This window comes from Amycolatopsis alkalitolerans (assembly GCF_006152065.1).
In the GTDB taxonomy this organism is placed as follows: domain Bacteria; phylum Actinomycetota; class Actinomycetes; order Mycobacteriales; family Pseudonocardiaceae; genus Amycolatopsis_E; species Amycolatopsis_E alkalitolerans.
Genome location: NZ_VDFW01000010.1, coordinates 77,569 through 103,549, shown reverse-complemented (window position 1 = coordinate 103,549; position 25,981 = coordinate 77,569). Strand labels below are relative to the sequence as shown.

23 protein-coding genes are annotated in these 25,981 nt (G+C 70.7%); 11 read left to right on the top strand and 12 right to left on the bottom strand.

Annotated features, from left to right (window positions below; all coding sequences use genetic code 11):
• Nucleotides 1-12: 12 nt before the first annotated feature.
• The 4 genes from FG385_RS14135 to FG385_RS14120 are packed head-to-tail and all read right to left on the bottom strand — an operon-like array spanning nt 13 to nt 4,851.
• Nucleotides 13-1,641, bottom strand: a complete 1,629-nt coding sequence (locus FG385_RS14135) for a thiamine pyrophosphate-binding protein (RefSeq protein WP_139097166.1) — start codon at nt 1,639-1,641, stop codon at nt 13-15.
• On the bottom strand, nt 1,638-2,414 hold the full coding sequence (locus FG385_RS14130) for a cyclase family protein (RefSeq protein ID WP_139097165.1): 777 nt from the start codon (nt 2,412-2,414) through the stop codon (nt 1,638-1,640). Before FG385_RS14130 ends, FG385_RS14135 begins: the two co-directional genes overlap by 4 nt.
• A gap of 23 nt (nt 2,415-2,437) precedes the next feature.
• The gene (locus tag FG385_RS14125) at nt 2,438-3,697 is read right to left on the bottom strand and encodes an amidohydrolase family protein (protein ID WP_139097164.1); all 1,260 of its coding nucleotides are present in this window, start codon (nt 3,695-3,697) and stop codon (nt 2,438-2,440) included.
• On the bottom strand, nt 3,694-4,851 hold the full coding sequence (locus tag FG385_RS14120; RefSeq protein WP_139097163.1) for an aminotransferase class V-fold PLP-dependent enzyme: 1,158 nt from the start codon (nt 4,849-4,851) through the stop codon (nt 3,694-3,696). The genes FG385_RS14125 and FG385_RS14120 overlap by 4 nt, the downstream gene beginning before the upstream one ends.
• A gap of 66 nt (nt 4,852-4,917) precedes the next feature.
• Here FG385_RS14120 and FG385_RS14115 point away from each other — a divergent pair, with 66 nt between their 5' ends.
• From FG385_RS14115 to FG385_RS14105, 3 genes are all read left to right on the top strand, one after another.
• Nucleotides 4,918-5,151: a DUF3311 domain-containing protein gene (locus tag FG385_RS14115; protein ID WP_139097162.1), complete on the top strand. Its 234-nt coding sequence runs from the start codon at nt 4,918-4,920 to the stop codon at nt 5,149-5,151.
• A 105-nt stretch (nt 5,152-5,256) separates the two neighbouring features.
• Nucleotides 5,257-6,735, top strand: coding sequence for a sodium:solute symporter family protein (locus FG385_RS14110; protein WP_139097161.1), 1,479 nt, complete (start codon nt 5,257-5,259; stop codon nt 6,733-6,735).
• Between the two features lie 9 nt (nt 6,736-6,744).
• Nucleotides 6,745-7,281 (top strand): cupin domain-containing protein, encoded by a 537-nt coding sequence (locus FG385_RS14105; RefSeq protein WP_139097160.1) that lies wholly within the window; start codon nt 6,745-6,747, stop codon nt 7,279-7,281.
• Here FG385_RS14105 and FG385_RS14100 read toward each other — a convergent pair.
• The 4 genes from FG385_RS14100 to FG385_RS14085 are packed head-to-tail and all read right to left on the bottom strand — an operon-like array spanning nt 7,275 to nt 13,251.
• On the bottom strand, nt 7,275-8,102 hold the full coding sequence (locus FG385_RS14100; protein WP_139097159.1) for an enoyl-CoA hydratase family protein: 828 nt from the start codon (nt 8,100-8,102) through the stop codon (nt 7,275-7,277). The two genes, FG385_RS14105 and FG385_RS14100, sit on opposite strands and share 7 nt — an antisense overlap.
• Nucleotides 8,099-9,250: an acyl-CoA dehydrogenase family protein gene (locus tag FG385_RS14095; RefSeq protein WP_139097158.1), complete on the bottom strand. Its 1,152-nt coding sequence runs from the start codon at nt 9,248-9,250 to the stop codon at nt 8,099-8,101. The genes FG385_RS14100 and FG385_RS14095 overlap by 4 nt, the downstream gene beginning before the upstream one ends.
• Nucleotides 9,247-11,613 carry a bifunctional salicylyl-CoA 5-hydroxylase/oxidoreductase gene (locus tag FG385_RS14090; RefSeq protein WP_139097157.1) on the bottom strand — a complete coding sequence of 789 codons (2,367 nt, stop codon included), beginning with the start codon at nt 11,611-11,613 and terminating at the stop codon, nt 9,247-9,249. The genes FG385_RS14095 and FG385_RS14090 overlap by 4 nt, the downstream gene beginning before the upstream one ends.
• A gap of 15 nt (nt 11,614-11,628) precedes the next feature.
• Nucleotides 11,629-13,251 carry an AMP-binding protein gene (locus FG385_RS14085; protein WP_139097156.1) on the bottom strand — a complete coding sequence of 541 codons (1,623 nt, stop codon included), beginning with the start codon at nt 13,249-13,251 and terminating at the stop codon, nt 11,629-11,631.
• Between the two features lie 123 nt (nt 13,252-13,374).
• On the opposite strand from FG385_RS14085, the gene FG385_RS14080 reads away from it, so the two are divergent.
• Nucleotides 13,375-14,241: a PaaX family transcriptional regulator gene (locus FG385_RS14080; protein ID WP_139097155.1), complete on the top strand. Its 867-nt coding sequence runs from the start codon at nt 13,375-13,377 to the stop codon at nt 14,239-14,241.
• Here FG385_RS14080 and FG385_RS14075 read toward each other — a convergent pair.
• Entirely contained in the window at nt 14,220-14,618 is a 399-nt protein-coding gene (locus tag FG385_RS14075; RefSeq protein WP_139097154.1) for a RidA family protein, read from the bottom strand. The two genes, FG385_RS14080 and FG385_RS14075, sit on opposite strands and share 22 nt — an antisense overlap.
• On the bottom strand, nt 14,615-15,373 hold the full coding sequence (locus FG385_RS14070) for an SDR family NAD(P)-dependent oxidoreductase (RefSeq protein ID WP_235022563.1): 759 nt from the start codon (nt 15,371-15,373) through the stop codon (nt 14,615-14,617). Before FG385_RS14070 ends, FG385_RS14075 begins: the two co-directional genes overlap by 4 nt.
• A gap of 199 nt (nt 15,374-15,572) precedes the next feature.
• Here FG385_RS14070 and FG385_RS14065 point away from each other — a divergent pair, with 199 nt between their 5' ends.
• On the top strand, nt 15,573-16,367 hold the full coding sequence (locus FG385_RS14065; protein ID WP_235022562.1) for an IclR family transcriptional regulator: 795 nt from the start codon (nt 15,573-15,575) through the stop codon (nt 16,365-16,367).
• Nucleotides 16,368-16,372: 5 nt separating this feature from the next.
• Here the strand turns inward: FG385_RS14065 and FG385_RS14060 are convergent, their stop codons facing one another.
• Together FG385_RS14060 and FG385_RS14055 are read right to left on the bottom strand one after the other, a co-directional pair.
• Nucleotides 16,373-17,734, bottom strand: coding sequence for an MFS transporter (locus FG385_RS14060; RefSeq protein WP_139097151.1), 1,362 nt, complete (start codon nt 17,732-17,734; stop codon nt 16,373-16,375).
• 93 nt (nt 17,735-17,827) lie between these two features.
• Nucleotides 17,828-18,580 (bottom strand): SDR family NAD(P)-dependent oxidoreductase, encoded by a 753-nt coding sequence (locus tag FG385_RS14055; protein ID WP_160148794.1) that lies wholly within the window; start codon nt 18,578-18,580, stop codon nt 17,828-17,830.
• Nucleotides 18,581-18,746: 166 nt separating this feature from the next.
• Between FG385_RS14055 and FG385_RS14050 the strand changes: the two genes are divergently transcribed.
• The 6 genes from FG385_RS14050 to FG385_RS14025 are packed head-to-tail and all read left to right on the top strand — an operon-like array spanning nt 18,747 to nt 25,971.
• Complete coding sequence (locus FG385_RS14050; protein ID WP_139097149.1) at nt 18,747-20,258, top strand: MFS transporter; 1,512 nt, start codon at nt 18,747-18,749, stop codon at nt 20,256-20,258.
• 5 nt (nt 20,259-20,263) lie between these two features.
• Nucleotides 20,264-20,722, top strand: coding sequence for an acetyl-CoA carboxylase biotin carboxyl carrier protein (locus FG385_RS14045; RefSeq protein ID WP_139097148.1), 459 nt, complete (start codon nt 20,264-20,266; stop codon nt 20,720-20,722).
• Entirely contained in the window at nt 20,719-22,209 is a 1,491-nt protein-coding gene (locus FG385_RS14040) for a pyruvate carboxylase subunit B (RefSeq protein WP_139097147.1), read from the top strand. The genes FG385_RS14045 and FG385_RS14040 overlap by 4 nt, the downstream gene beginning before the upstream one ends.
• On the top strand, nt 22,209-23,543 hold the full coding sequence (locus FG385_RS14035; RefSeq protein WP_235022561.1) for an acetyl-CoA carboxylase biotin carboxylase subunit: 1,335 nt from the start codon (nt 22,209-22,211) through the stop codon (nt 23,541-23,543). The genes FG385_RS14040 and FG385_RS14035 overlap by 1 nt, the downstream gene beginning before the upstream one ends.
• Complete coding sequence (locus FG385_RS14030; protein WP_139097145.1) at nt 23,540-24,379, top strand: BKACE family enzyme; 840 nt, start codon at nt 23,540-23,542, stop codon at nt 24,377-24,379. The genes FG385_RS14035 and FG385_RS14030 overlap by 4 nt, the downstream gene beginning before the upstream one ends.
• Nucleotides 24,376-25,971 carry an amidase gene (locus FG385_RS14025; protein ID WP_139097144.1) on the top strand — a complete coding sequence of 532 codons (1,596 nt, stop codon included), beginning with the start codon at nt 24,376-24,378 and terminating at the stop codon, nt 25,969-25,971. The genes FG385_RS14030 and FG385_RS14025 overlap by 4 nt, the downstream gene beginning before the upstream one ends.
• The last annotated feature ends 10 nt before the right edge of the window (nt 25,972-25,981 follow it).

Genomic DNA, 25,981 nt, shown 5'->3' with positions numbered 1-25,981 from the left:
GCGGTGACCGCCTCAGTGGCCGTGGAAGGCTTCGGCCAGCCACCACGAGCCGCCGTCGTCGACGATCTTCGCGTCGATCACCAGCGGGCTGCTCCGGGGTCCGTCGAGCCACTCGGCGACGGGCTTGAGATCGCCGGTGGTGCGGACGGTGACACCGGTGCAGCCGAAACCGCGTGCGATGGCCGCGATGTCGGTCGGCGGGAAGCGGACGGTCGTGAGGTCGCCGGTGAAATGGTGGACTTCGGCGCCGTAGGCGGCGTCGTTGTAGACGATCACCACAAGCGGCAGGCCCAGCCGGACGGCGGTTTCGAGTTCGGCGGCGGCCATGTGGAACCCGCCGTCGCCGAGCGCCGCGACGGGCAGCCGGGCGGGCTGCGCCAGCGCGGCGCCGATCGCGGTGGCCAGGCCGAGCCCGATGGACTGGAAGGCCTGCGTGAAGCAGAACCCGAACTCGTCCGGCACCCCGAGGTACGCGCTGGGATAGCCCATGAAGTTGCCCGAATCCACGGAAACCACGCGCTCGGCTGGCAGGATCCGGTCCAGCTGGGCCGACAGCGTGCGCGGGTCGATCAGGTCGGCGGTCGAGGCGTCGGTGTAGTCGGCGGTGGACCAGCGGGCGCGTTCGGCGATCCGGGCACCGAGTCCGGGAGAGCGGTAGCCGGACGCGACCCGGCCGCCCAGTTCGGCCATGACCGCGCGGGCGGTGGCCGCGCTGTCGCCGAGCACTCCCACGTCGATCGGGCGGTGCGCGCCGAGTGCGCTCGCCTCCAGATCCACCTGCGCGATCCGGGCGCCGGGGCCGATCAGCTTGCCGTGCCGCGTGGTCCAGCGGTTGAGCGCGCAGCCCCAGCCGACGACGAGATCCGCGCCGTGGATCAGCTCCGCGGTCAGCGGCGAGGAGAAACCGCCGGAAATGCCCAGCGCCCACGGGTCGTCGTGGAACAGCCCGTGCGCCACCGCGGAACTGGCCAGCAGCGCGCCGCACGCGCCGGCGAGCGCGCGGATCTCCGCCGCGGCTCTCCGGCCGCCCCGGCCCGCGATGAACACCGGCCGCTCGGCCGCGGCCAGCAGCCCGGCCAGCGCCGCGACGGCGGCCGGATCGGGTGCCGGCACCGCGGGTTCTTCGTCTGGCGCAACGGTTTCCGGGGTGTGCGCGGGCATCGCCTGGACGTCGAGCGGAAGGTTGAGCACGACGGTGCGACGCTCGTGCGCCGCGGTCCGGTACGCGCGGACCGTGTCGGCCACCGCGGTTTCCGGACCGTGCACGCGCTCGGCGACGGCGCCGACCGCGCGGGCGAGCCCGTCCTGGTCGACACGGAAGTTGTTGAGGGGATCGGCGGCCGGGGTGTCCGCGGTGAGCACGAGCAGCGGGGTGCGGCTCTTGGCCGCTTCCCCGATGCCGGTGACCGCATTGGTCAGCCCGCAGCCCTGATGCGTGGACACGATCGCGACCCGCCCGCTCATCCGGGCGCAGGCGTCCGCCGCGGTGGCCGCCCCGCCCTCGTGGCGGGTGGCGTAGAAGGCGACGCCGGCCGCCCGCAGGGCGTTCGCCACGTGGAAATTCCCGCTGCCCACAACACCGAACACCGGGCCCGCGCCCAGCCGCGCCAGTGTCTGGCCGACCGCCTCGGCGACGATCACGCCTTCTCCACGAACGCGTAGACGCGGGCCGGGCTGCCCGAACCACCGACGATCGGCAGCGGCGAGACCACCAGCAGCGCACCCGTCGGCGGCAGTTGCGCGAGGTTCTGCAACTGGGTCAGCCCGCATTTCCCGGCGCCCAGCAACCGGTCGTGGCACGGGAAGATCGGGTCCAGCTCGGCGGCGCGCCCGGCGTCGGTGCCCACGGTCTCCACGCCGAACCCCGCGATCGGGGCCTCTTCGGCAAGCCACTGCGCACACTCGGGCGAAACCCCCGGCGTGTGGGAGGCGCCTTCGCGGACATTGAGGAAGCTGTCCTGATCGCCGGAACGCGTGTCCCAGCCGGTCCGGTAGAGCAGCCAGCCGCCGTCGGGCAGCGGCCCGTGCTCGCGTTCCCATTCGCGGATGTCGTCGGTCCGCAACAGGAAATCGGGATCATCCGCGACCTTCGCCGAAGCGTCGAGCACGACCGCGGGCCCGATCAGCGTGCCCAGCGGGATCTCGTCCACGCTGGGCCCGTCCTTGCCCGAAACCCAGTGATTGGGCGCGTCGACGTGGGTGCCGACGTGCTCACCGGTGTGGATGTCGTTCCAGTACCACCGCGGCCCCCGGTCGTCGTAGCGGCTGATCTCCTCCAGCCGGAAGCTCACGGTGTTCGCGAACGGCGGCGGCAGCTGCAGGATCGGGGTGCTCGCCGAGAGCGGCGCGGTCAGGTCGACGACCTCGATACGGCTGGTCCGCAGCGCGGAGAGCAGTTCGGTCAGCACGGGCATGGGACCTCCTGGGGTCGGGACGTTCACGCGGGGTCCGGTGTCCGGCCCGCGCCGGTGGTGAGCGTAGTCAGCAAACGGCGGCGAGCGTCCGCGGTCGAGCCCGGAACCTGCCGCGGGCGGGGCTGGTGGCCGAGTCCGCGGGCCATGACGAACGCGGGCGTGCGCAGCACGGTCAGCTCCCGGGTCGGGTCGCCGGGGACGGCGATCAGGTCCGCGGCCAGGCCCGGCCGGAGCCGGCCGGTGACCCCGCCGAGCCCGCACGCCTCGGCGGCGACGCTCGTCGCCGAGGCGATGACCTCGCGGTGCGTCATGCCGATCTCGGCGAAAACCGTGAGGCAGTCGGCGAAATCCTCGAACGGGACGAGCGGGATGCCGGCGTCCGTGCCGGCGACCAGCGTGGCACCCGCGGCGCGCAGCGCACGCAGGTTGCCGATCACGTGCTCGCGCTCGTCCCACGGGCAGAAGTACGTCTCGGCCGTGCACGCGGCGTTCATCGTGGGGCACACGACGACGCCACCGTCCACGATCTGCCGGGCGATGTCCGGGTCGAACCGGCTGCCGTCCTCGGTGACCCAACCGCAGTGCTCGATCCCGTCCACGCCGGCCCGGACCGCGCGTTCGATGCCTTCGACGCCGAGCGCGTGGGTGGTCACGGTGATCCCGTGGCGATGCGCCTCCTCGACGAGCGCGGTCAGTTCGTCGAGGGTGAAGCGCGCGAAGGCGGGACCGGTGCCGGGAGTCATGAAGCCACCGGTCGTCATCACCTTGATGACGTCGACCCGTTCCGCCGCATGCCGCCGGACCTGCTCGACCGCGCCCGCGACGCCCTCGGCCGCACCGCCCATCGCCCACGCGTGGCCACCGGGCACCGTGATCGGCGCGTTCGCCGCGAGGATGCGGGGCGTGGCGTTCGCGGAGGCCGCGAGGAGATCGCGGACTTCGGTGCCGAGCGGCGCGGGCGCGCCGAGGTCGCGCGCGGTCGTGATCCCGGCGTCGAGCAACCTGGTGGCATTGTCGAGCATGCGCGCCCGGATCGGCGCCGGATCGGTCACCTCGGCGGTGTTCGCGTCGGTCCGCTCGGCGGCGGGATCCATGCACAGGTGCACGTGGCAGTCGAACAGGCCCGGCAGCAAGGTCACGTCACCGAGCGCGCGCACCGGCCCGTCCGGCGCCTGAGCGCGAGGGCCCGCGTAGGTGATGACGCCGCCGGAGACCGCGACCGCGCCGTCGGGGATGATCTCGGCGTCGTCGGCGGTGAGCAGGCGCGCGGCGGTCAGGATCATCGGTTCCTCGCTTCGGCCAGCGCGGCGACGACGGCGTCGATGTCATCATGGTTGTTGTAGTAGTGCCAGGAAAGGCGCAGGATCCGCCCGCGGGGGCTGGTGACGATCCGGCGCCCGGCGAGGAAGCGGGCCAGACCTTCCGGGTCATCGTCCACAATGGCCACCTGCGGTCCCGGGCGGGCGCCGGGCAGGGGAGGGGACAGCTCCTCGCCGGCCGCGGTCAGCCGTGCCGTCGCGGTCTGGACCAGATCGGACACGTGAGCGGCGACCTCCGCCTGATCGAGGGTGGCGAGGGTCTCGAGGCCCGCACGCGCCGCGTACAGCGAGGGGACGGCGGGCGTGCCCGACTCGAACCGCCTTGCCTCGGCGGGGAAATCGAGCCGGGTGGCGTCGAAGTCGAACGGGTCGACGCGGCCGAACCAGCCGGTCAGATGCGGCGGCCGCTCGTCAGGGACGCCCGCGCGCGCGAACAGGAACGCGACCCCGGGAAGCCCGAGCAGGTACTTCAGGGACCCGGTCACCAGGTAGTCGCAGTCGATCTCGCGCGCGTCGACCGGGAGCACCCCGGCCGCCTGGTAGGCGTCGACGAACACGCGCGCCCCGGCCTCGCGCGCCAGCTTGGCGATCTCGTCGACCGGCTGCAGGGAACCGTTGGAGTACAAAGCGAACGGGATCGAAACCAGTGCCGTGGTCTCGTCGATCTGCGCCCGGTACGCCTCGACGACGCCGTGCCGCCGCATGGCCTCGTCGTCGACCCAGCGCACCCGCGCGCCGAATGGCTGCTGCGCGTGGAAGACCTGGCCGACGCTGGGGAACTCGGCGCGCGGCGAGACCAGCACGGGCCGCCGCGCGGGATCGAGCGCGCCGACCGCCTGGAACGCGCCCGCCGAGGCGGACGGGACCAGCGCGATCTCGGTGGGGTCAGCACCGATCAGCGCCGCGAACGCGGTACGCGCCGCTTCCGCCTCGGCCATCCACAGATCCCACGGCGCGCCGCGGTGGCGCAGCGAGTACGCCAGTTCGGAGAGTGCCGCGGTGACGTGCTCGGAGATCGCGCCCTGGCTGCAGGAAGCCAGGTGCGTGGTGTCACGCAGGGCCGGGAACTGCCGCCGGAACTCCTCGGGGGTCACCGGTTTCGATCCTGTTTCACGCATTGACGCCCCCTGGAGCTTCAATCACACTGCTCATGTTCAAGCACACTAACCTACGGAGGCGATGAGATGAACCGGGCCGAGCCCCCTGACCGGTCACGCCGCCGATGGCACTGGTTGCTGCTGACCGTGCCGTTCCTGTGGTGCATCGCGGCCCTCCCGCTGGTCGGCCGCATCGAATTCGCGTTCGGCTCGATCCCGTTCCTGCTGGTGTGGATGACGGTGGGCGTGCTCATCGGCACGGTCTGCATCGGCGCGGTGTACGTCATCGACCGCCGCAACGGCGACCTCGACCGGCTTTGATCGTGCATCGAACCTGGCTTGCGTGGCGGTGCGGGCAGCGGTGCCGGTTGACGGCCCACAGCAAGCGGCTCCGCCGCTTATGACAGAACTCAGGAAGGCTGCGACATGGCACTCACGATCGCGTTGGTGATCGCACTCGGCGCGGTGCTCGGCGGCGGCCTGCTGGCCGCGCGGGGCGTGCGGATGGACGTCGCCGAATGGTCGGTCGGCGGCCGCCGGCTCGGCACGGCGCTGTTCTGGTTCCTGCTGGTCGGCGAGACGTTCACGACCTTCGCCCTGCTCGGTGCGTCGCAGGGGGTGTTCAGCGGCGGCGCGCCCGGCTTCTACGTGCTCGGCACCGTCGTGCTGTTCGCGGCGGCCGGATACTGGATCGTGCCGAGGATCTGGCAGGCCGGAAAGCAGGGCGAACTGCTCACCATGGGCGACTACTTCGCCCGGCGGTTCTCGTCGCCGTGGTTCGGCCGCGTGGTCGCGCTCTTCGGCATCATCGCCCTGCTGCTGTACATGCGCGTCCAGCTGACCGGGCTCGGGCTGATCCTGCAGAACCTGCTCGGATTCGACGTCTCGCCCAAGATCTACCTGATCGCCGGCGCGGTCGTGGTCGCGGTGTTCGCGCTCGCCGGTGGCCTGCGGGCGGCGGCGTTCGTGGCCGTCGTCAAGGACGTGCTGCTCGTGGTCGCGCTCCTGGTGATCGCGATCGGTGCGGCGAAGGCGGCCGGGGTCACGTCGGTCGGCGGCGTTTTCGACGGCGTGGCAAGGAAGTTCCCCGACGCGGCCACGGTGCCGGGTATCGGCGGTTCGGCGAAGACGAACCTGTGGTGGTGGATGAGCTTCCTGCTGCTAACGCCCGCGACGTTCGCCATGCCGCACCAGTTCCAGGTTTCGTTCAGCGCCAAGGACGCCGCCACGATCCGGCGGAACAGCATCATCCAGCCGCTGTACTCGCTGTTCTACGTCGCCATCATCTACATCGCCTACGCGGCGCTGCTCGTCCTGCCCAAGCTGTCCGGATCGGCGGCCAACAAGTCGCTGCTGATGTTCGTGCACCAGCATTTCCCGCCCGCGGTGATCGGGATGCTCGCGGGAGCCGGGATCCTGGTCGCGCTCGCGCCCACCGCGGTGCTGATCGTGGCCGCCACGAGCCTGTTCACCCGCAACGTGCTCGGCGGGGGCCGCGGCCGCTCGCTCGCCGCCGCGCGGGCCGGGGTCGTGGTGTTCACGGTGCTCGGCGTGCTGCTGTCGATCAGTGGCAGCGAGCAACTGGTCACCATCATGACCAGCATGTACAGCGCGATCGGGCAGCTCGCGCCCGCGGTCGTGCTGTCACTGGTGTGGCGGCGCGTCACCGCCCCGGCGCTGGTGTGCGGCGTCGTGGCCGGCGGGCTCGTCGTGGGTGTGCCGGCGCTCGGGGACCTCGCGCTGGCCGCGTTCCCGGCCGGCACGGTGGTGGGCATCCCGGCGCTCGTGATCAACCTGATCGTGGTGCTGGCGGTCACGCCGTTCACCAAGCCCCCGGCGGACGAGGCGGTGGCGGTGGGCATGCCGCGGGCCGCCGCACCCGCGCCCGTGGCCACGGCTGGCTAAGATATCGCGGTGAGCCAGACCCGGATCCGCGACTACCGCGTTTCCCGGGGTTTGACCGTCCGCGAGCTCGCGACCAGGGCCGGGGTGTCCTCCGGATTGATCAGCCAGGTCGAGCGGGGGATCGCGGACCCGAGCCTCGAGACCATGCGCAAGATCGCCCGCGTGCTCGAGATCCCGCTGTTCAGCCTGTTCCAGGACGAGGAGCCCAGCAAGGTCGCGGTGATCCGCCGCGGTGACCGGGCGACGATCGGCTCACCGCATTCGACCATCACCTACAGCCGTGCGTCCCGGGGCGGGAGCCGGCTGGAGGTGCTGGAGGCGCTCCTGGAACCCGGTTCGGTGTCCGCGACCGAGCCGCGGGGCCATCCGTCCGAGGAGTGCGTGGTGGCGCTGTCCGGGTGTCTCGTCGTCGAGGTGATGGGGGAGCGGCACGAACTCGCGGAGGGCGACAGCTGCCACTTCGACTCGAACCTGCCGCACCGGTTCCTCAACGAGTCGGGCGAACCCACGCGGTTCCTCGTGAGCGTGACCCCGCCCAGTTACTGACCCTTCCAGTTCGGCCGGCGGCCCGCGTTGAAGGCCGCGTGGAACTCGGCGTGGTCGTCGGTGGTCATCAGCAGCGCCTGCGTCATCGCGTCGAGTTCCATCGAGGACGACAGCGACATGTCCAGCTCGCGGGTCAGCAGCGACTTGGTCTGCGCGAGCGCCAGGCTCGGGCCGGTGGCGAGGCGCCCGGCGAGCGCGGTGACGGCGGCGTCGAGCCCTTCGTCGTCGGTCAACTGCGAGACCAGGCCGTAGCGGTCGGCGGTCTCGGCGTCGATCGTGTCGCCCAGCATCAGCAGGGAGGTGGCCCGGCCGAGGCCGACGACCCGCGGCAGGAGGTAGGCCGCGCCCATGTCGCCGCCGGAGAGGCCGACCTTGGTGAACAGGAACGCGAAGCGCCCGGATCGGCCGACGACGCGGAAGTCCGCGGCGAGGGCGATGACGGCGCCGGCACCCGCGGCGACGCCCTGGATCTTCACGACGATCGGGACCGGGCACTCCCGCATGGCGCGGATGACGTCCCCGGTCATCTTGGTGAACCTCATCAGCTCACCGGCCTTCATCTTGATCAGCTCGCCGATGATCTCGTTGACGTCGCCGCCACCGCAGAACCCGCGGCCTTCGCCCTGGATCACCAGCACCTTGACCTGCTCGTGGTACGGCAACTCGCTGAGCAGGTCGCGCAGGTCCGCGTACGAGGAGAAGGTGAGCGGGTTCAGCTTCTCCGGCCGGTTGAACGTGACGGTGGCGACCGGGCCGGAGACGGTGAAGCCGAAATGCTTCCAGTCCGTGGTCAGCGGAGCCGATGCCCTGAAACGGGTCACGGGGTGTTCCTCTCCTTGAACAGCTCGCGGGCGATGATCGAACGTTGCACCTCTGAAGCGCCCTCGTAGATGCGAGGAGCCCGTACGTCGCGGTAGAGACGCTCGAGCGGGTGGCCGCGTTCGAGGGCGCGGGCTCCGTGAAGCTGGACGCACTGATCGACGATCGTGTGGGCCGCTTCGGTCGCGTACAGCTTGGCCATCGCCGCGGACCGGGTGATCTCGCCGCGCGGTGCTCCCGCGTCGTAGGCGCGCGCCGCGGCGTACACGAGCAGCCGGGCCGCTTCCAGTTGGGTCGCGAGGTCCGCCAGGGTGTGGGCGACCGACTGCTGTGCCGCGAGCGGTGCGCCGTACGCACGCCGCGTCGAGACGTGGTCGAGCGTGAGGTCGAGTGCCCTCCGCGCCATGCCCAGCGCGAAAGCACCCACGCTGGGCCGGAACAGGTCGAGGGTGCGCATCGCCACCCGGAAACCGCCGCCGGTCTCACCGAGCAGGTCGCCGCGCCCGACGCGGACACCGTCGAAGCGGAGCCGGCCGATCGGATGCGGCGACAGCAGGTCGAGGTGCTCGCCGGACAGGCCCTCGGCGTCCCCGGGGACCGCGAACGCGGTGACGCCGCGCGCGCCCGCATCCGGCGTGGTGCGGGCGAACACGGTGTAGACGTCGGCCTCCGGGGCGTTGGAAATCCAGATCTTCTCGCCGTGCAACCGCCAGCAGTCGCCGTCCGGCTCCGCGCGCAGGGCGAGCGCGGCGGCGTCGGAGCCCGCAGCGGGCTCGGTGAGCGCGAAAGCCGCGACCGTGCTGCCGCGCACGACTCCGGGAATCCAGCGCTCGACGGTTTCGGGGGAGCCGGACTGGAGGATCGGGTAGCTGCCAAGACCCTGCAGGGCGAGCGCCGTCTCCGCCTCGGTGGACACCCCGGCGATGGTCTCGCGCAGCAGGCACAGGCGCATGGCCGCGGCGTCGCTCGGCGGTTCCTGCGGCGACCCGCCGAACAGGTCGCGCAGCAGTCCGTGCGTGCCCATGGCCGTGACGAGGGGGCGGTTGACCTTTCCTTCACCGGCCTTTCCGGTCAACGGCAGCAGTTCGGTCGCCGCCAGTTCGCGGATGCGGTCCACGTACGCCTTTTCCGCGGCGCTGAGGTTCGTCATCGGCCGTCTCCTCCGGCAGGGCGCCACCGGTCGTGGCGGGTGCCCTGCTGTCCTTCGCGGATCAGTTCCAGCCGGGGTTTGGGCCCGTCGGTGCGGCCGGTCCGTGGCATGCGGCGGCCCGCCTGCCACGGTTCGGGCCACGTCGCTCCCGGACCCGAGTAGCCCTGCTCGGCCGCGGCGTGCAGCGTCCAATTCGGATCGTAGAGGTGGACCCGGCCGAGGGCGCACAGATCCGCGCGCCCGGCGAGCACGATCGAGTTCACGTCGTCGTCGGAGGAGATGACGCCGACGGCGATGGTGGGTATGCCGACCTGATTGCGGATCCGGTCCGCGAACGGCGTCTGGTACGAGCGGCCGAAGGCTGGTGTCTCATCGGGGGTCACCTGCCCGGAGGACACGTCGATCGCGGCGGCGCCCGCGTCCTTGAAGGCCTGCGCGATGATCACGGCGTCGTCGCCGGTGATACCGCCGTCCACCCAGTCGGTCGCGGAGATGCGCACGGTCATCGGCTTGTGCGCCGGCCACACCTCGCGCATCGCGCGGAAGACCTCGAGCGGATACCGCAGCCGGGCCGCCAGATCGCCGCCGTAGCGGTCGGTGCGCCGGTTCGTGACCGGGGAAATGAACGACGAGAGCAGGTAGCCGTGGGCGCAGTGCAGTTCGAGCAGATCGAATCCCGCGTCGTCGGCCAGCTTCGCCGAATCGGTGAACTGCCGCTTGATCGCCGCGAGGTCGGTCGCGCTCAGGTCACGGGGAACCTGGTTCACGCCCGGCCGGTACGGCAGCGCCGAGGGCGCCACGACCTCCCAGTTGCCCTCGTCGAGCGGCTCGTCGATGCCTTCCCACATGAGCTTGGTGGAGCCCTTGCGGCCCGAGTGCCCAATTTGGATGCCGATCTTCGCGCGGGTCTCGGCGTGCACGAACCCGGTGATCCGGCGCCAGGCCGCGGACTGCGCGCCGGTCCAGATCCCGGTGCAGCCCGGCGTGATCCGGCCCTGCTCGCTCACGCAGACCATCTCGGTCATCACCAGGCCGGCGCCGCCGAGCGCCTTGCCGCCGAGGTGGACCAGGTGGAAGTCGTCCGGCAAGCCGTCGGTCGCGCGGTACATGTCCATCGGGGACACCACGACCCGGTTGACCAGTTCCAGTTCGCCGATCCGGAACGGCTGGAACATCGGCGGCGTGCCGGGGCGGTGGGAGGGATGCCGCGCGGCGAACCAGCCGTTGACCCGGTCGACGAACTCCGGATCGCGCAGCCGCAGGTTCTCGTAGGTGACGCGGCGGCTGCGGGTCATGATGTTGAAGCCGAACTGCAGGGGGTCCTGGTCGACGTACTGGCCGAGGTTCTCGAACCACTCCAGGCTGGCCTGCGCCGCGCGCTGGGTGGAAAGCACGACCGCCTTGCGCTCGGTCTCGTACTCCTCCAGCGCGGCGTCCACCGTGTCGTGCTCGAACAGGCAGGCCGCCAGTGACAGCGCGTCTTCCATGGCCAGCTTCGTCCCGGACCCGATGGAGAAGTGCGCGGTGTGCGCGGCGTCGCCGAGGAGGACGACGTTGCGATGCCGCCAGTGCTCGTTGCGCACGGTGGTGAAGTTGATCCACTTTGAGTTGTTCGCCATCACCTCGTGGCCGTCGAGGACGTCCGCGAACAGCTCCTTGATCCGCTCGATGGACTTCTCGTCGGACTCGCCGGGGCTCAGTTCGTGCCCGGCGAAGACGTCGAATCCGGCCGCGCGCCAGACGTCTTCGTTCATCTCGACGATGAACGTGCTGCCGTGGGAGTCGAACGGGTAGCCGTGCACCTGCATCACGCCGTAGGGCGTTTCGCTGACGTAGAACTTGAACGCGTCGAACACCTTGCGGGTGCCGAGCCACATGTACTTGCAGGCCCGGCGGTCGAGGCTCGGCGCGAACGATCCGGCGTAGGCCGAGCGCACCGTCGAGTTGAGCCCGTCCGCCGCGACGACGAGGTCGTGCGTCGCGGCCAGGGTCTCCACGGCGGGAGCGTCGGTGCGGAAACGCACGGCGACGCCGAGTTCGGCGCACCGCGCCTGCAGGATCTCCAGCAGCCGCTTGCGGCTCATCGCCGCGAACCGGTGGCCTCCGCTGGTGATCGTCTCGCCCCGGTAATGCACGTCGATGTCGTCCCAGCGCGCGAACTCCTGCTCCATCCGCCGGTAGACGGCGGCGTCGGCGTGTTCGATCCCGCCGAGGGTCTCGTCGGAGAAGACCACGCCGAATCCGAACGTGTCGTCGGCCGCGTTGCGCTCCCACACGGTGATCTCGTGGTGTGGCCCCAACTGCTTGGCCAGCGCCGCGAAGTACAGGCCACCAGGGCCGCCGCCGATGACCGCGATACGCATGTGCACCAGATCCCTTCAGACTCCCGCGTTCGGCTGCGGGACCAGGTCCGCGAGCCGGAACCGCTGCAGCTTTCCGGTGGCGGTCCTGGGCAGCTCGTCGACGAAGATCACGCGCCGCGGGTACTTGTACGGTGCGATCGTCTGCTTGACGAATTCCTGCAGCCGCCCGGCGAGCTGATCGTCGCCCGTGGCGTCTTCGCGCGGCACGACGAACGCGGTGACGAGCTGGCCGCGCGCCTCGTCGGGCAGGCCGATCACCCCGCACTCCTTGACGTCGGGGTGCGCGAGCAGCGCCTCCTCGACCTCGGGGCCCGCGATGTTGTAGCCGGAGGACACGATCATGTCGTCGTTGCGGGCCTGGTACCAGAAGTAGCCGTCGGCGTCCTGGACGAAGGTGTCGCCGGTGATGTTCCAGCCGCCCTGCACGTAGCTGCGCTGCCGCGGGTCGGCCAGGTAGCGGCAGCCGGTGGGGCCTTTGACCGCGAGGCGTCCCGGCGTTCCCGGCTGTTGCGGATCACCGTGTTCGTCGAGCACCACGGCGACGTAGCCGGGGACGGCGCGACCGGTGGATCCTGGCCGGATGTCGTCGTCGGCCGAGGCGATGAAGATGTGCAGCATCTCGGTCGCGCCGATGCCGTCGATGAGCCTGATGCCGGTCGCGTCGAAGACCGATTGCCAGGTGCCGGCGGGGAGGTGCTCGCCGGCGGACACCGCGCGCCGCAGCGTCGAGAGCCGGTCGGCCTTGCCGGCGGCGAGCATCGCGCGGTACGCGGTCGGCGCGGTGAAGCAGACCGACACGTGGTGCTCGGCGATCAGATCGGCGAGCTGGCCGGGCGTCGCCTTCTCGATCAGCAGCGTCGAGGCGCCCGCCCGCAGGGGAAAGATGACGAGCCCGCCGAGCCCGAAGGTGAACGCGAGCGGCGGGGTGCCCGTGAACACATCGGTCGCCACCGGCCGCAGCACCCGTGCCGAGAAGGTGTCCGCGATCGCCAGGACGTCGCGGTGGAAATGCATCGTCGCTTTGGGACGGCCGGTCGTCCCGGACGTGAAGGCCAGCATCGCCACGTCGTCGGCCGCGGTGCCGGCCGCGGCGAACTCTCCGGACTTGCCCTCGATCGCCGAAGTCAGGCCGCCGTCACCGCCGTACTCCACCACCGTGATTCCAGGAATACCCGTGAGCGCGCCGGTGAACCGGCTGTCGCACAGGGCAAAGTCCACGGCCGCGATTTCGGCGATCCCGGCGAGTTCGCTGCCGCGCAGCAGGGGCATCGTGGTGACCGCGACCGCGCCGGCCTTCATGACGCCGAACCAGCAGGCGACCAGCCAGGGGTTGTTGGGCCCGCGGAGCAGCACCCGGTTGCCGGGCACGATCCCGTGGTCCTCGGTCAGCACCGCCGCGATCTGGTTGGACACGCGGCGCAGGTCGCCGTAGGTCCAGGTGGCGGCGCCGGGGGAGAGCAGGCAGGGCCGGCCGGCGCCGAGGCGTTCCGCGACCGCGTCGAGCAGTTCGACCCCGCAGTTGAGCCGTTGGGGGTACCGCAGGCCGGGGAGGTCGAACAGCAGCGTGGGCAACTCGTCCTCGGGCGGCAGGTTGTCTCGGCAGAACGTGTCGACGTGGGCGGAGATTGACGGCGGCATGGCGTCCTTCCCGGGCCTCGGGGAGCTCTTCAGCACACTATGCACTGTTTATGACGATAGTCAACAGATCAACATACTCCTGCGTCCGCGTGACGGTCGCCGCGCGGACGCTAGACTCCGTGGGTGTCGGAATCGCTGCCCACCGAGGATGCCGGGCCGGTCAGAGGGATCCAGCCGCGCGCTCTGATCGTCACCATCTACGGCCTGTACGCCCGCGAGGTCGGCGGTGCGCTGAGCATCAGCTCTCTGATCAGGCTCATGGCCACGATCGGGGTGGACGAGTCGGCGGTGCGCTCGTCGATCTCACGGCTCAAGCGCCGCGGCCTCCTGCTCCCGGAGAAGGTCGGCGGGGCGGCGGGGTACGCGCTGTCGGACCGGGCGCGCGCGATCCTCGACGAAGGCGACCGGAGGATCTTCGAACGGCCTCGCGCGGGTGCGGGCGACGGCTGGCTGCTCGCGGTGTTCAGCGTGCCCGAGTCCGAGCGCGACAAGCGGCATCAGCTCCGTTCGCGGCTGTCGTGGCTGGGCTTCGGCACCGTCGCCTCCGGGGTGTGGATCGCGCCGGTCCACGTCGAGCACGAAGCACGGGACGCGCTGGCGAGCAGCGGGCTGAGCGACTACGTCAGCCTCTTCCGTGCCGAATATGTCGCGTTCCGGCCCGAGCCGGAGCAGGTCGCCTCGTGGTGGGACCTCGACGGGCTGGAGCGCATGTACGAGGATTTCGTCGAGGAGTACCGTCCGGTCCTCGCGCGCTGGCGCCGGCGGCGGCGCGATGACGACGCGACGGCCTTCGCGGACTACGTGCGGGTCCTCACGCACTGGCGCCGGCTGCCGTACCTCGACCCAGGGCTGCCGGCCGGGTTGCTCCCGGGTAACTGGCGGGGTTCCCAGGCCGCGGACGTCTTCTTCACCCTGCACGAGCGCCTCGCCCCCGACGCACACCGATACGTCGAGGCGTCGACCGTCACTCAGCCGGGCAGGACGGCGTAGCCCTGCACCTCTACGAGCGCCTCGGCGTCCCACAACCGGGAGACGCCGATCCCGGCCATCGCCGGATACCGCTCGCCGACGAGCCGCTTCCACACGGCGCCGATCGCGCGCGAATTCGCTTGGTACGCCGGCATGTCGACGATGTAGATGGTCAGGCTCGCGAGGTCGGCCGGGCCGCCCCCGGCGGCCTCGAGCGCGGTCAGCAGGTTACCGAGCGCCTGCTCGAACTGCTCGGTGATGGTCTCGCCGACGATCCGGCCGGATCGGTCCAGCGCGGTCTGGCCGGCCAGGAAGACCGTCCTCCCCGCGCCCACCGTGGCGTGGGAGAAACCCTTCGGGGCGGCCAGTTCGGGCGGGTTGACGAACTCGAGACTCAAGGCTGCCCTCCGCCGTCGATCGTGATGTCCTGCCCGTTGCGGGCCGGATCGGTGATGCACGACCACACCGCTTCGGCCACTTCGCCGACCGTCACCAGCCGCCCCCCGGGCTGCTTGGCTTCCAGCGCCGCCCGGGCCTGGGCGAGGGTGCGACCGGTCTTGTCCGCGATGGCGGCGACGGTGTGGTCGGTCATGGGCGTGTCGACGTATCCCGGGCACACCGCGTTCACGGCGATGCCCTTCGACGCCAGTTCGGCCGCCGCCGACCGGACGACGCCGAGCACGCCGTGCTTGCTGGCCGTGTAGGCGCTGATGTACGGCTCGCCTCGGGTCGCCGCGACGGACGCGACCACGACGATCCGGCCGTACCCGCGCTCGATCATCGCCGGGACCGCGCGCCGGATGCAGCGGAACGGCGCGGTCAGGTTCAGTTCGAGCATCCGCGCCCACTGCTCGTCGGTGGTCTCGGCGAGCGGGGCGGAGGTGCCGGCCCCCGCGTTCGCGACGAGGACCTCGGCGCTGCCCCACGTCTCCTCCACCGCGGCGAACAGGCTGTCGACGGCGCCGGTCGAGGTGATGTCCGCGGGGAAGACGAACGTTTCCCGCGGACACGACCGGGCCGTCTCGCGGAGTTCGCCCTCGCTGCGCGAAGTGAGCGCCACGCGGTACCCCTCCGAACTGAGCCGGATCGCGACGGCGCGTCCGATGCCCCGGCCGGCCCCGGTGACGACGGCGGTGGGAGTCGAACTGGACACGTCCGGACCCTGCCACGTTGCGGTTACGGTCGTCAAGCTGACGACATAAAGGTGTTCAGTGGCCGATCCGCGCAGTGGTAGTTGACCGCGGCGGCGCCAATGCATATTGTGAAATAATACGCCATATTGTGAAATGCCGGTGTCCTGGGTTCCGGTGCCGGTCGCGGCGCCGGGACTCGTCCGCGGAAGGGGGTATCGGGTGACCACGGTGGACCGGACGCCCGCGGCTCGGCAGGTGGCGGGCACCCAGACGATCGCCCGGGCACTGGCCGTCCTGCGGGTGCTGCGCGATGCCCGCGACGATCTCGGCGGTGCGGAGATCGCCAAGGTGCTCGGCCTGCATGCGAGCACCGCGCACCGGATCCTGAAGGCTCTCGTCGTGGCCGGCTACGTCGTCCAGAACGAGCGGACCGAACGTTACCGGCTGGGCCCCGAGTCGTTCCTGCTCGGTCGTGCCGCCGGGCGAACGCTCGGGTTCGACGCTGCCGCGCCCGTGCTCGAGCGGCTGGCGGAAGCCACTGGGGAGTCGGTCAACCTGGTGGTGCGCGACGGGGACGAGGGCGTGGTCGTGGTACGCGTCGACTCGTGGCAGCCGCTGCGGTTCACCCAGCCGGTGGGGGCGCGGATTCCGCTGTACTGCACGAGCAGCGGCAAGGCGCTGCTCGCGTTCGCCGGCGACGCGGCCGCGCAGATCGCCGGGCTCGGCGAGCTCACGCCGCTGACCCCGGCGACGGTCACCTCGCCGCGTGCCCTGCTCACCGAGCTTCGCGACACCTGGGCACGCGGGTACAGCCTGAATCGGGGAGAGCGCATCGCCGGCGTCCGCGGGGTCGCGGCGCCGGTCCTCGGCGAGGACGGGCAGGTGATCGCCGCGGTTGCAGTGCAGGGCCCCGAAATCAGGATCACCGAAGCCCAGGTCCCGGAACTGGGCGCGCTCGTGGTCGAGACGGCCCGGGCGGTGTCCGCCGTCATGCCGCCCGGGTCCCCGGTCTGACGTGCTCACCGGTCCGGCTCGAGCGCACCTTCGGCACGCGTTGCGGTTCGGCCGTCCGCGCCGGGCATGATGTCGCGACGGTTGGTCTCCGGCAGGAATGCGGTGGCGACCAGGCTGATCACGGCCACCACGACCATGTACGCCGCGAAATACCAGGGGCGCCCGCCATCGGCGGCGAACAGCGTCACACCGATCACCGGAGTCAGCCCGCTGGCGTAGACGCCGGAGAACTGGTAGACCGCGCCCACCCCGGTGTAGCGGTAGCGGGTGTCGAACAGTTCCGACCAGAAGGTGGACAGCGGCGCGTAGATGGCGAAGTACCCGATGCCGAACGGGATGACGATGCCGAGCCAGATCCACGCTCGCTGGCCGGTCTGGATCGCCCAGAACGAGGGGAACGTCAGCACCAGCACGCTCAGCACCCCCGCGGTGTACACCGTCTTGCGGCCGACCCGATCGCTTAGCGCGCCGTACAGCGGGGTGAGCACGATCCCGAGTGCGGAAGCGATGATCACGCCGGTGAGCGCGATGCCGCCGGACAGGTGCAGCTGGTTGGCCACGAACGAAACGACCAGCACCGAGTAGGCGTTGTAGGTCAGCCCCTCGACCCAGCGGGTGCCGAGGCTCAGCCAGAACTCCTTGGTGGAGCCCCGGAGCAACGCGGCGAAGGGCAGCTTCGCTTCTTCCTGCCGGTTGCGCATCGCGGTGAACGCCGGTGTTTCCAGCACCTTCAGCCGCACGTAGAGGCCGACCGCCACCAGCAGGGCACTCAGCAGGAAGCCGATCCGCCAGCCGTAGGAGGTGAACGCGGCCTTGGGAAGCAGGCCGGAGAGCGCGGCGAACACCCCGGATGCCAGCAGCAGCCCGGCCGGCACGCCGACCTGGGGCCAGCTTCCGAAGAAGCCCCGGCGCCCGGGAGGGGCGTACTCCACCGCCATCACCACCGCGCCGCCGTATTCCCCGCCGATGCCGATCCCCTGCAGCGCCCGCATCAGCACCAGCAGGATGGGCGCCCAGACGCCGATCTGCCCGTAGGTCGGCAACAGGCCGATCGCGAAGGTCGCCAGGCCCATCACGAACAGGGTGGACACGAGCATCTTCTTGCGCCCCAGACGGTCGCCGAAATGCCCGAACACCACACTGCCGATCGGCCGCGAGAGGTAGCCGACGGCGAACGTGGCGAAGGCGGCGATCACGCCGGCCGCCGGGCTGAAGCTGGGAAAGAACAGGTGGTTGAAGGCCAGGCTCGCGGCCGTGCCGTAGAGGAAGAAGTCATACCACTCGATGGTCGTACCGATCGCGCTGGCGAGCGCGACCTTGGAGACCGGGACGTCCTGGCTAGGTTGGCCGGCCAGCGGCTCGCGCATGGAACAACCTCCCGAAGATTCCATATTATGGAAGTTAACTTCAAAAGTGTCACACGTCACCGGTCCGGCGTCAATGACGCCCACGATGTGCGGTCAGTAGAGGCCGCCGTTGACGTCGAGCACGGCTCCGGTGACGTAGCTGGCGGCGTCCGTCGCCAGGAAGCAGATCGTGGTGGCCACTTCGTCGGGCCGCGCGAGGCGGCGCAGCGGAATGGCGGCCGCGAGCTGGGCTCGCTGCTCCTCGGTGACGTTGCGCCGGATGATGTCGGTGGCCACCAAGCCGGGACACACGCAGTTGACCCGCACGCCCTCGGCCGCGAACTCGTGCGCGAGTTGCCTGGTCAGGGCGATCACGCCGCCCTTGGCCGCGGCGTAGGCGGCGCTCGCGGTGAAGCTGCGGTGCCGTCCGGCGATGGAGCCGACGTTGATCACCGAGCCCCGTCCGCGCTCCCGCAACTGGGGCAGTGCCGATCGGACGCACCGGAAGACGCCGGTGAGATCGACGGCGAGCGTCGCCTCCCACGACGCGTCGGTGAGTTGCTCGAATCGGCCCGGCGGTGCGATGCCCGCGTTGTTCACCAGGCTGTCGACCGGCCCGAGGGTGCGCCGGACCTCGTTGAACGCCGCGTTCACCGCTTCGGTGTCGGTCACGTCGCACTCCACGAAGCAGTCGCCGGCGGACGAGGGCGTCAGGTCCAGGACGGCGACGCGGGCCCCGGCCTCGCGGGCGAGGCGCACCACGGCCTCGCCGATGCCGCGGGAACCGCCGGTGACGACCATCGTCCGGCCGGCGAGGCTCCACGTCGCGGGCGGATGGGTCGGTGCGGATGACCGTTCATCGAACATCGTGGCTCCAGGGTTCGCGGCGGACGGTGGGTGGTCCTCAGGCGTGACGATTGACACTGCAGTCGCTCCCTGTCTAGCATCATGCGGCATAGACTTCCATATTCTGGAAGTAGTCGACCGGTTGCTGTCCGCTGAACATGGGTCGACCGCAAGGGAGCGGTGAGCTATGGCAGAACCCCCAGACGCGATGGCCTCTTCACGGCTCCGCGACGACGCGAACCTGTTGAGCCGCCTCGATCGTGCCCCGGTCACGCGCGCGCTGAAGATCGGTATCGGCGTGCTGATCCTGGTCTGGCTGATCGAATCGTTCGACATCGGGATCGTCAGCACCCTGATCGTGATCCTCAAACCGCACTGGCACCTGGACTCGATGCAGACCGGGCTGCTCGGTGCCTCCGGGACCATCGGCCTGGTCATCGGGATCGTTCCGGCCGGCCGGCTGGCCGACAAGTTCGGCCGCAAGGCCGTGCTGCTGGCCGGAACGGCCGAGTTCGCGCTGTTCACGATGCTCGGCGCGGCCGCGCACGACTTCTGGACCCTGTTCGCCCTGCGGGTGATCGCCGGCCTGGGGGAGGGTGCGCTGTTCCCCGTGCCGTACATGATCATCTCCGAGCTCGTTTCGAAACGGCTGCGTGGCACGGTGATGGGCTACGCGCAATGGGTGCTCAACGGCGGGTACACGCTCCCGGCGCTGGTCGGCATCTGGGTGGTCACCGCGTTCCCGGTCGAGTGGTCGTGGCGAGTCCCGTTGCTGCTCGGTGGCTTCCCGTTGCTGCTGATCCCCGCCCTGATCATCTGGGTGCCGGAGACACCCCGGTTCCTGCTCAAACGAGCCGAACTGCGCGGCCGGCCCGCCGACCGGGACAAGGTGCGGCGGCTCGTGGAGCGCATCGAGACCGAAGCCCGGCTCCCGCACGACACCACGATCGTCGACTCCGGCGCACTGCAGGTGCTGACCACCACGGCGAGCCGGGACGTCCGGATGCGCACCCTGCTGGCGCGGCCCTACCTGTCCCGGAGCCTGATCGCCTACGCCGCGCTCACCTCGTCGTTCGTGATCTGGTACACGATGCTGACCTACGCGCCGACGATCTTCAAAGGGCTGTTGCACGCGACCTCGAGCACGAGCCTGCTCTACACCGCGATCATGATGTTCATCTCGGCCTTCGGGGTGTTCTTCCAGGGACGGTGGGCCGACCGGTTCGGCCGCAAGCGGATCTTCGCCATCTACATCCTGGTGGCGGCCATCGGCATGGTCGTGTTGCCCGCGTACAAGGCGCTGGGCATCAGCGTCGTGATCGTGGCCGGTGTCCTGGTCGCGTGGTTCGGCCTCGGCAGCTTCTCCATCCCCAAGATGTACCTGGCCGAGCAGTACCCGACCCGGCTGCGCGGCCTGGGCACCTCGACCGGCGAGATGGTCAGCCGGGCTCTCACCGGTGGCCTGCTGATCTACCTGCTGCCGGCGATGTTCGCGAGCTGGGGCGTGGCGACCGTGTTCATCTGCGCGGCCGTGGTCATGGTCCTGCTGGTCGTTCCGATGATCTTCTTCGGTCAGGAAACGGCCGGTCGCAACATGGAGGAGCTGGGCACGGCGACAAAGCCGCGGGCCGGGTCCGGTGGTGCGACCGCGAACTCTGGGCTCGGCACCGATGGCACGGTAACGGCGAGCGAAAGGTAGCGTCCGTGGATCAACTGTCCTTCACTGAGGTCGGCGACGTTCTCGGGCTGATCAGGCAACTCGACTGCGACACGTTCGAACTGGAGTGCGGCGACTTCAGGATCAGCGTGTGCCGCGCCGGTACGGCCGATCCACCGGTCGCGTCCGGGCCCGCGGCGGCACCGGAGCCCACCGAACCGGCGCGGCCCGTGGAACCGGCCGAACAGCCCGGGGAACCGGACGCGGCCGTCGCGGTGTCCTCTCCGATGACCGGCACGTTCTACCGCTCGCCCGCGCCGGGTGAGCCACCGTGCGCGAGCGTGGGCGAGCAAGTGGCGAAAGGGCAGACCGTCGCTCTGATCGAGGTCATGAAGCTGTTCACCGAGCTGAAGGCCGAGGTGGCCGGAACGGTCGTCCGCATCGACGCCGAGGACGGCTGCCTGGTGGAGTACGGGCAGCCGCTGATCTGGATCGAGCCGCGATGACCGGGCGGCGAGTCGGGTTCGTCGACGTCACCACCCGCGACGGGCACCAGTCGCTGTGGGCCACGCGGATGACCAACGGGATGATCCTGCCGTTCATGCCGCGGATGGACGAGATGGGCTTCGACTGGATCAATCTCGAGGGCGGCGCGGTGTTCGACGTGTGCGTTCGCTTCCTGCACGAGGACCCGTGGGAACGGATGCGGCTGGTCGCCCAGCGGACCCGGCGCACGCCGGTGGACATCATGACCCGGGGGCAGAGCCTGTTCACCTTCCGGTTCTTCGCCGATGACGTGGTGGCGCTGACCGTGCGGCGGATCCGGGCGAACGGCATGCGCCGGATCACCGTCTACGACGCGCTGAACGACGTGCGCAACCTGGAACTGAGTGTCCGGGTGGGACAGCAGGAAGGGCTGCACGTGTGCGCCGGGATGGTGTACACGCTCTCGCCGGTGCACACGGACGCCTATTACGTGTCCGTCGCGGAGGATCTGGTCCGCCTCGGGGCCGACTCCGTGTTCATCAAGGACCCGTCCGGACTGCTCACCCCGGACCGGGTGCGCACGCTCGTTCCCGCGGTGCGGGCCGCGGTCGGTGACCTGCCGCTGGAACTGCACTCACACTCACTGTCCGGGATGGCCGAACCCAGCTATCTGGAGGCCGTTCCGCTCGGCGTGGACGTGTTGCACACCGCGTCGCACCCGCTGGCCAGCGGGGCCTCGTTGCCGCCGACCGAGTACTGCGTCCGGCATCTCGAGCGCGAGGGCTTCGTGACCGATCTGTCACTGTCCGATTTGGACGAGATGGCCGACTATTTCACCGGGATCGCGCGGCGGTACGGATTCCCGCCCGCCACCCCGCACCGGTACGACCCCGCCCTCTATCGCCACCAGGTGCCCGGCGGGATGATCTCCAACCTGCGCGCCGATCTGGCGCGAATGGGCATGTCCGAGCGCGAGCCGGAGATCCTGGAAGAGGTGGAGCAGGTTCGCGTCGACCTCGGCTACCCGATCCTGGTGAGTCCCTTCGCGCAGTTCGTCGTCGTGCAGGCCATCCTGAACGTGACGCAGGGGGAGCGGTACAGCGCCATCCCCGACGAGGTCCGCCGATACGTGCTGGGCCACTACGGCCGGCTGGCCGCGCCGGCGCTGCCGAAGATCGTCGACCGGGTGCTGGACGAGGCGCCACCCGGAACCGAGGCGCTCACCGGCCGGCCGGGCGAGATCATCGATCCGGCACTGCCCGCGCTGCGCGCGGAGCGCGGCCCGTTCGACTCCGACGACGACCTGCTGCTGGCGGCCTTCTACAGCGACCGGGAGCTGGCGGATCTGCTGGCCGCCCGGTCCGTACGCCGCGTCGCGGACGCACCGCTGTCCGCGACCACCCCGCTCCTTGAGCTCCTGCGCGGAATCGCCGAGCAGCCGCGGGCCGGCCGGATCACGGTCAGCCGGCCCGGTTTCCGCTTGCACATCGACCACGGTAGGCGCTGATGCGGCGGCTGCTCGTGGCGAACCGCGGCGAGATCGCGGTACGGGTCATCCGCGCGGCCCGCGATCTCGGGGTGCCGACCGTGGCCGTCTACTCCGACGCCGACCGGGGCGCGTTGCACACGGAGCTGGCAGACCGGGCGGTATGCCTGGGGCCGGCGCCGGCCGGTGCCAGCTACCTGCGGCAAGATCTGCTGCTGCACGTCGCGGAGGCCACCGGCTGTGACGCGATACATCCAGGATATGGTTTCCTGTCGGAGAATCCCGGGTTCGCAGCCTCCGTCGAGGAGGCCGGCGCGACCTTCGTCGGGCCGCCCGCCGAGGTCATCGCGGTGATGGGCGACAAGGCCATGGCGCGCAAGGCGGTCGCCAAGGTGGACGTGCCCGTGGTGCCGGGGTCGCCCGACGCGGTGTCCAATGTGGACGAGGCGGTCGCCGCGGCCGCCGAATGTGGTTATCCGGTGCTGCTCAAGGCTCGCGCGGGCGGCGGCGGCAAGGGAATGCGGGTCGCCGGTGACGAGGATGAGCTGCGGGAGTGCTTCACCCTGGCCCGGCAGGAGGCGGCCGGCGCCTTCGGCGACGACGGAATCTACGTGGAGAAGTACCTCCAGCGGGTGCGCCACGTGGAAGTGCAGGTGCTGGCCGACCGGCACGGGCGCGTGATCGAGCTCGGTGAGCGGGACTGCTCGATGCAGCGCCGCCATCAGAAGGTGGTCGAGGAGGCGCCCTCGCCGGCGCTGGATGCCGGCCGGCGACAGGATCTGGCCGGCCTGGCGGTCCGCGCCGCCGAGTCGGTGGGCTACGTGGGTGCCGGCACCGTCGAGTTCGTCCTGGACATGGACACCGGCGCCGTCTACTTCATCGAGATGAACACCCGCATCCAGGTTGAGCATCCGCTCACCGAGGTACTGACCGGATTGGACCTGGTGGCCTGGCAACTGCGGATCGCGGCCGGTGAGGCGTTGCAAGCCGATCCGCCACCACGGCGCGGCCACGCGATGGAGTTCCGCATCAACGCCGAGGACTGGAAGCGCGGTTTCGTGCCGGCACCGGGCACGCTGACGGTGTTCGACCCGCCGGCCGGTCCCGGTATTCGTGTCGACACCCACTGCCGGCCCGGTGCCGTGATCTCCCCCCACTACGACTCCCTGCTGGGCAAGCTGATCGTGCACGGAGCGGATCGCGACGAGGTGCTGCGCCGGGCCCGGCGAGCACTGTCGGAGTTCCGTGTCGACGGCGTGCACAGCACGGTCGGACTGCACGAGTGGCTGCTGACGCAGCCGGAAGTCGTTGCAGGTACCTACACGACGCGCTATCTCACGGAGGCACTGGCATGACCACGCCCGCTATCATCACCGTCGCCATCACCGGGGCCGTCCCGACCAAATCCGACAACCCGGCCGTTCCCGTGACGCCCGAGGAGCAGATCGCATCGGCCGTCGAATGCTTCGAGGCGGGCGCGACGGTATGCCACGTGCATGTCCGTGATGACGAGCAGCAGCCCAGCGCCGACCCGGCTCGCTACGCCGCGGTACGCGACGGCATCCGGGAGGCCTGCCCGCAGATGGTGGTCCAGATGTCCACCGGCGCGCGTGGCCGTTCGGCCGAAGAGCGGTTCTCGTGTCTCGAACTGCGCCCGGAGATGGCGTCACTGGCCACCGGATCGGTGAACTTTCCCGGCCGGATCTACGACAACGCACCGGATCTGGTGGAGCGCGCCGCGACGCGGATGCGCGACCTGGGTATCAAGCCGGAGATCGAGGTGTTCGACTTCGCGATGCTGTACGCCGCGGCCGACCTGGCGCGCCGTGGCTTGCTGGTCACCCCCGCACACGTGCAGCTGGTGATGGGTATCAAGAACGCGTTGCCCGCCCGTGAGCCGCTGGTGGACACGTTCGTGTCCGAGCTGGCCGACGTGCTACCCGGCGCGACCTGGACGTGCGCCGCCATCGGCCGCCACCAGCTGGACGCGAACCGCTGGGCGCTGGCGCGCGGCGGCCACGTGCGCACCGGGCTGGAGGACAACATCTACTTCGAGAAGGGCCGGCTCGCCGCGTCCAACGCCGAGCTGGTCAGCCGGCTCGCCAAGGTCTGCTGGGAACACGGTCGGCACCCCGCGGCCCCCGGCGAAACCCGGTCGCTGCTGCGGCTGCCCGTGCCCGCCAACCCGTGATCGGCGGCCCGCTACGGGTGACCGCCACGGCGATGCGGGTGATGGCCCCGGAGCTGGACGCTCACCTGCTGGACGCCGCCGACGAGCTGCTCGCCCCGCTACGTGACCGGCTGGCGGGCCTCGATCCGGCGGAGCTGGAACCGTATCCGCCGGTACCCGGGTTCGACCCGGTCCTGGCCGGCGGGCCGCGAAGCTGGCGGCCGCTCAGGTTGCCCGCGCCACCAGGGGAGCCGTCACCGGCGCTGCCGGACGACGGGCGGCTCACGGCGACCCGGGTCGCGGATCTGGCCGCTCTGGTCCGTGCCGGTGAGCTCGACGCGGCCGAGGTACATCGAGCGTTCGTGCGCCGGATCGCCGAGCTCGATCCCGCCGTCAACGCCTACCTCACGGTTGCCGCCGAGTGGCACGGCGGGACGACCGGGCCGCTGGCCGGGGTGCCGATCGGCCTGAAGGACCTGATCGACACCGCCGGTATCCGTACCACCTGCGGATCGCGGCTGCTGAGCACCCGCGTCCCGGCGCGCGACGCCGAGGCCTGGCGACTGCTGCGCCAGGCCGGCGCATCACTGCTCGGCAAGCTCAACACGCACGAGTTCGCGGCGGGGGTCACCGCGGAGAACGAGCACTACGGCCCCGTACGCAACCCTTACCACCTCGCGCACATGGCGGGGGGATCGAGCGGGGGAGCGGCGGCCGCGGTCGCTTGCGGGACGGCGGCCGCCGCGCTGGGCACCGACACCGGCGGTTCGGTGCGGATACCGGCCGCCTGCTGTGGCGTGGTCGGCCTCAAGCCGACGTACGGCCTGGTGCCGGTGACGGGCACGTATCCGCTCGCCTGGACTCTCGACCACGTCGGCCCGCTCGCCCGGACCGTCCGTGACGCGGCGATGATGCTGGACGTGCTGGCCGGGACACGCGCCGAGCGGGCCGCCCGCGCCGGCGCGCACGGCGGGCTGGCGGACATCCGGGTCGGCGTGCCGCAGGCATGGCTGGCGGGCTCGACCGCGCCGGTCGTGCACGGATTTCGCGCCGCGGTAAGGGAATTGGAGCGCCAGGGTGCCACGGTGCTGGAGGTCACCCTGCCCGACGCCGATCTGCTCACCGCGGTCAACCGGGTGATCGCCTACGCCGAAGGATCGGCCTGGCACGAGCCGATGTTGCGGGCCTCGGCCGGGTACGAGGACGGAGTGCGTGCCCGGTTGGAGGCCGGCCGCTTCGTCCTCGCCGGGGAGTACCTCACCGCGCAACGGCTCCGTGCCGCGGCCTGTCGGCAGCTCGGCCTGCTGTGGGGGACCGTGGACGTCTTGATCGTTCCCACCCTGCCGTGCACCGCACCGAAGCTGGGCTCCGCCACCATCGACCTCGACGGCCGGGCTGAGCCGATCGGGACGGCATTACCGCGCTATACGGCACCGTTCAGCATCACCGGTGTGCCGGCGCTGACCCTGCCCTTCGGTCAGGACACCGCTGGGCTGCCGATCGGGGTGCAGTTCGCCGCGCCACCGGGCGAGGACGCCCGGCTCTGCTACGTCGCGGCGGCGCTCGAAGCGGCCCGGGCACCGCTCCCCGAACCGCCGGTGTGTTCGCCGTGAGGTTCCGGAC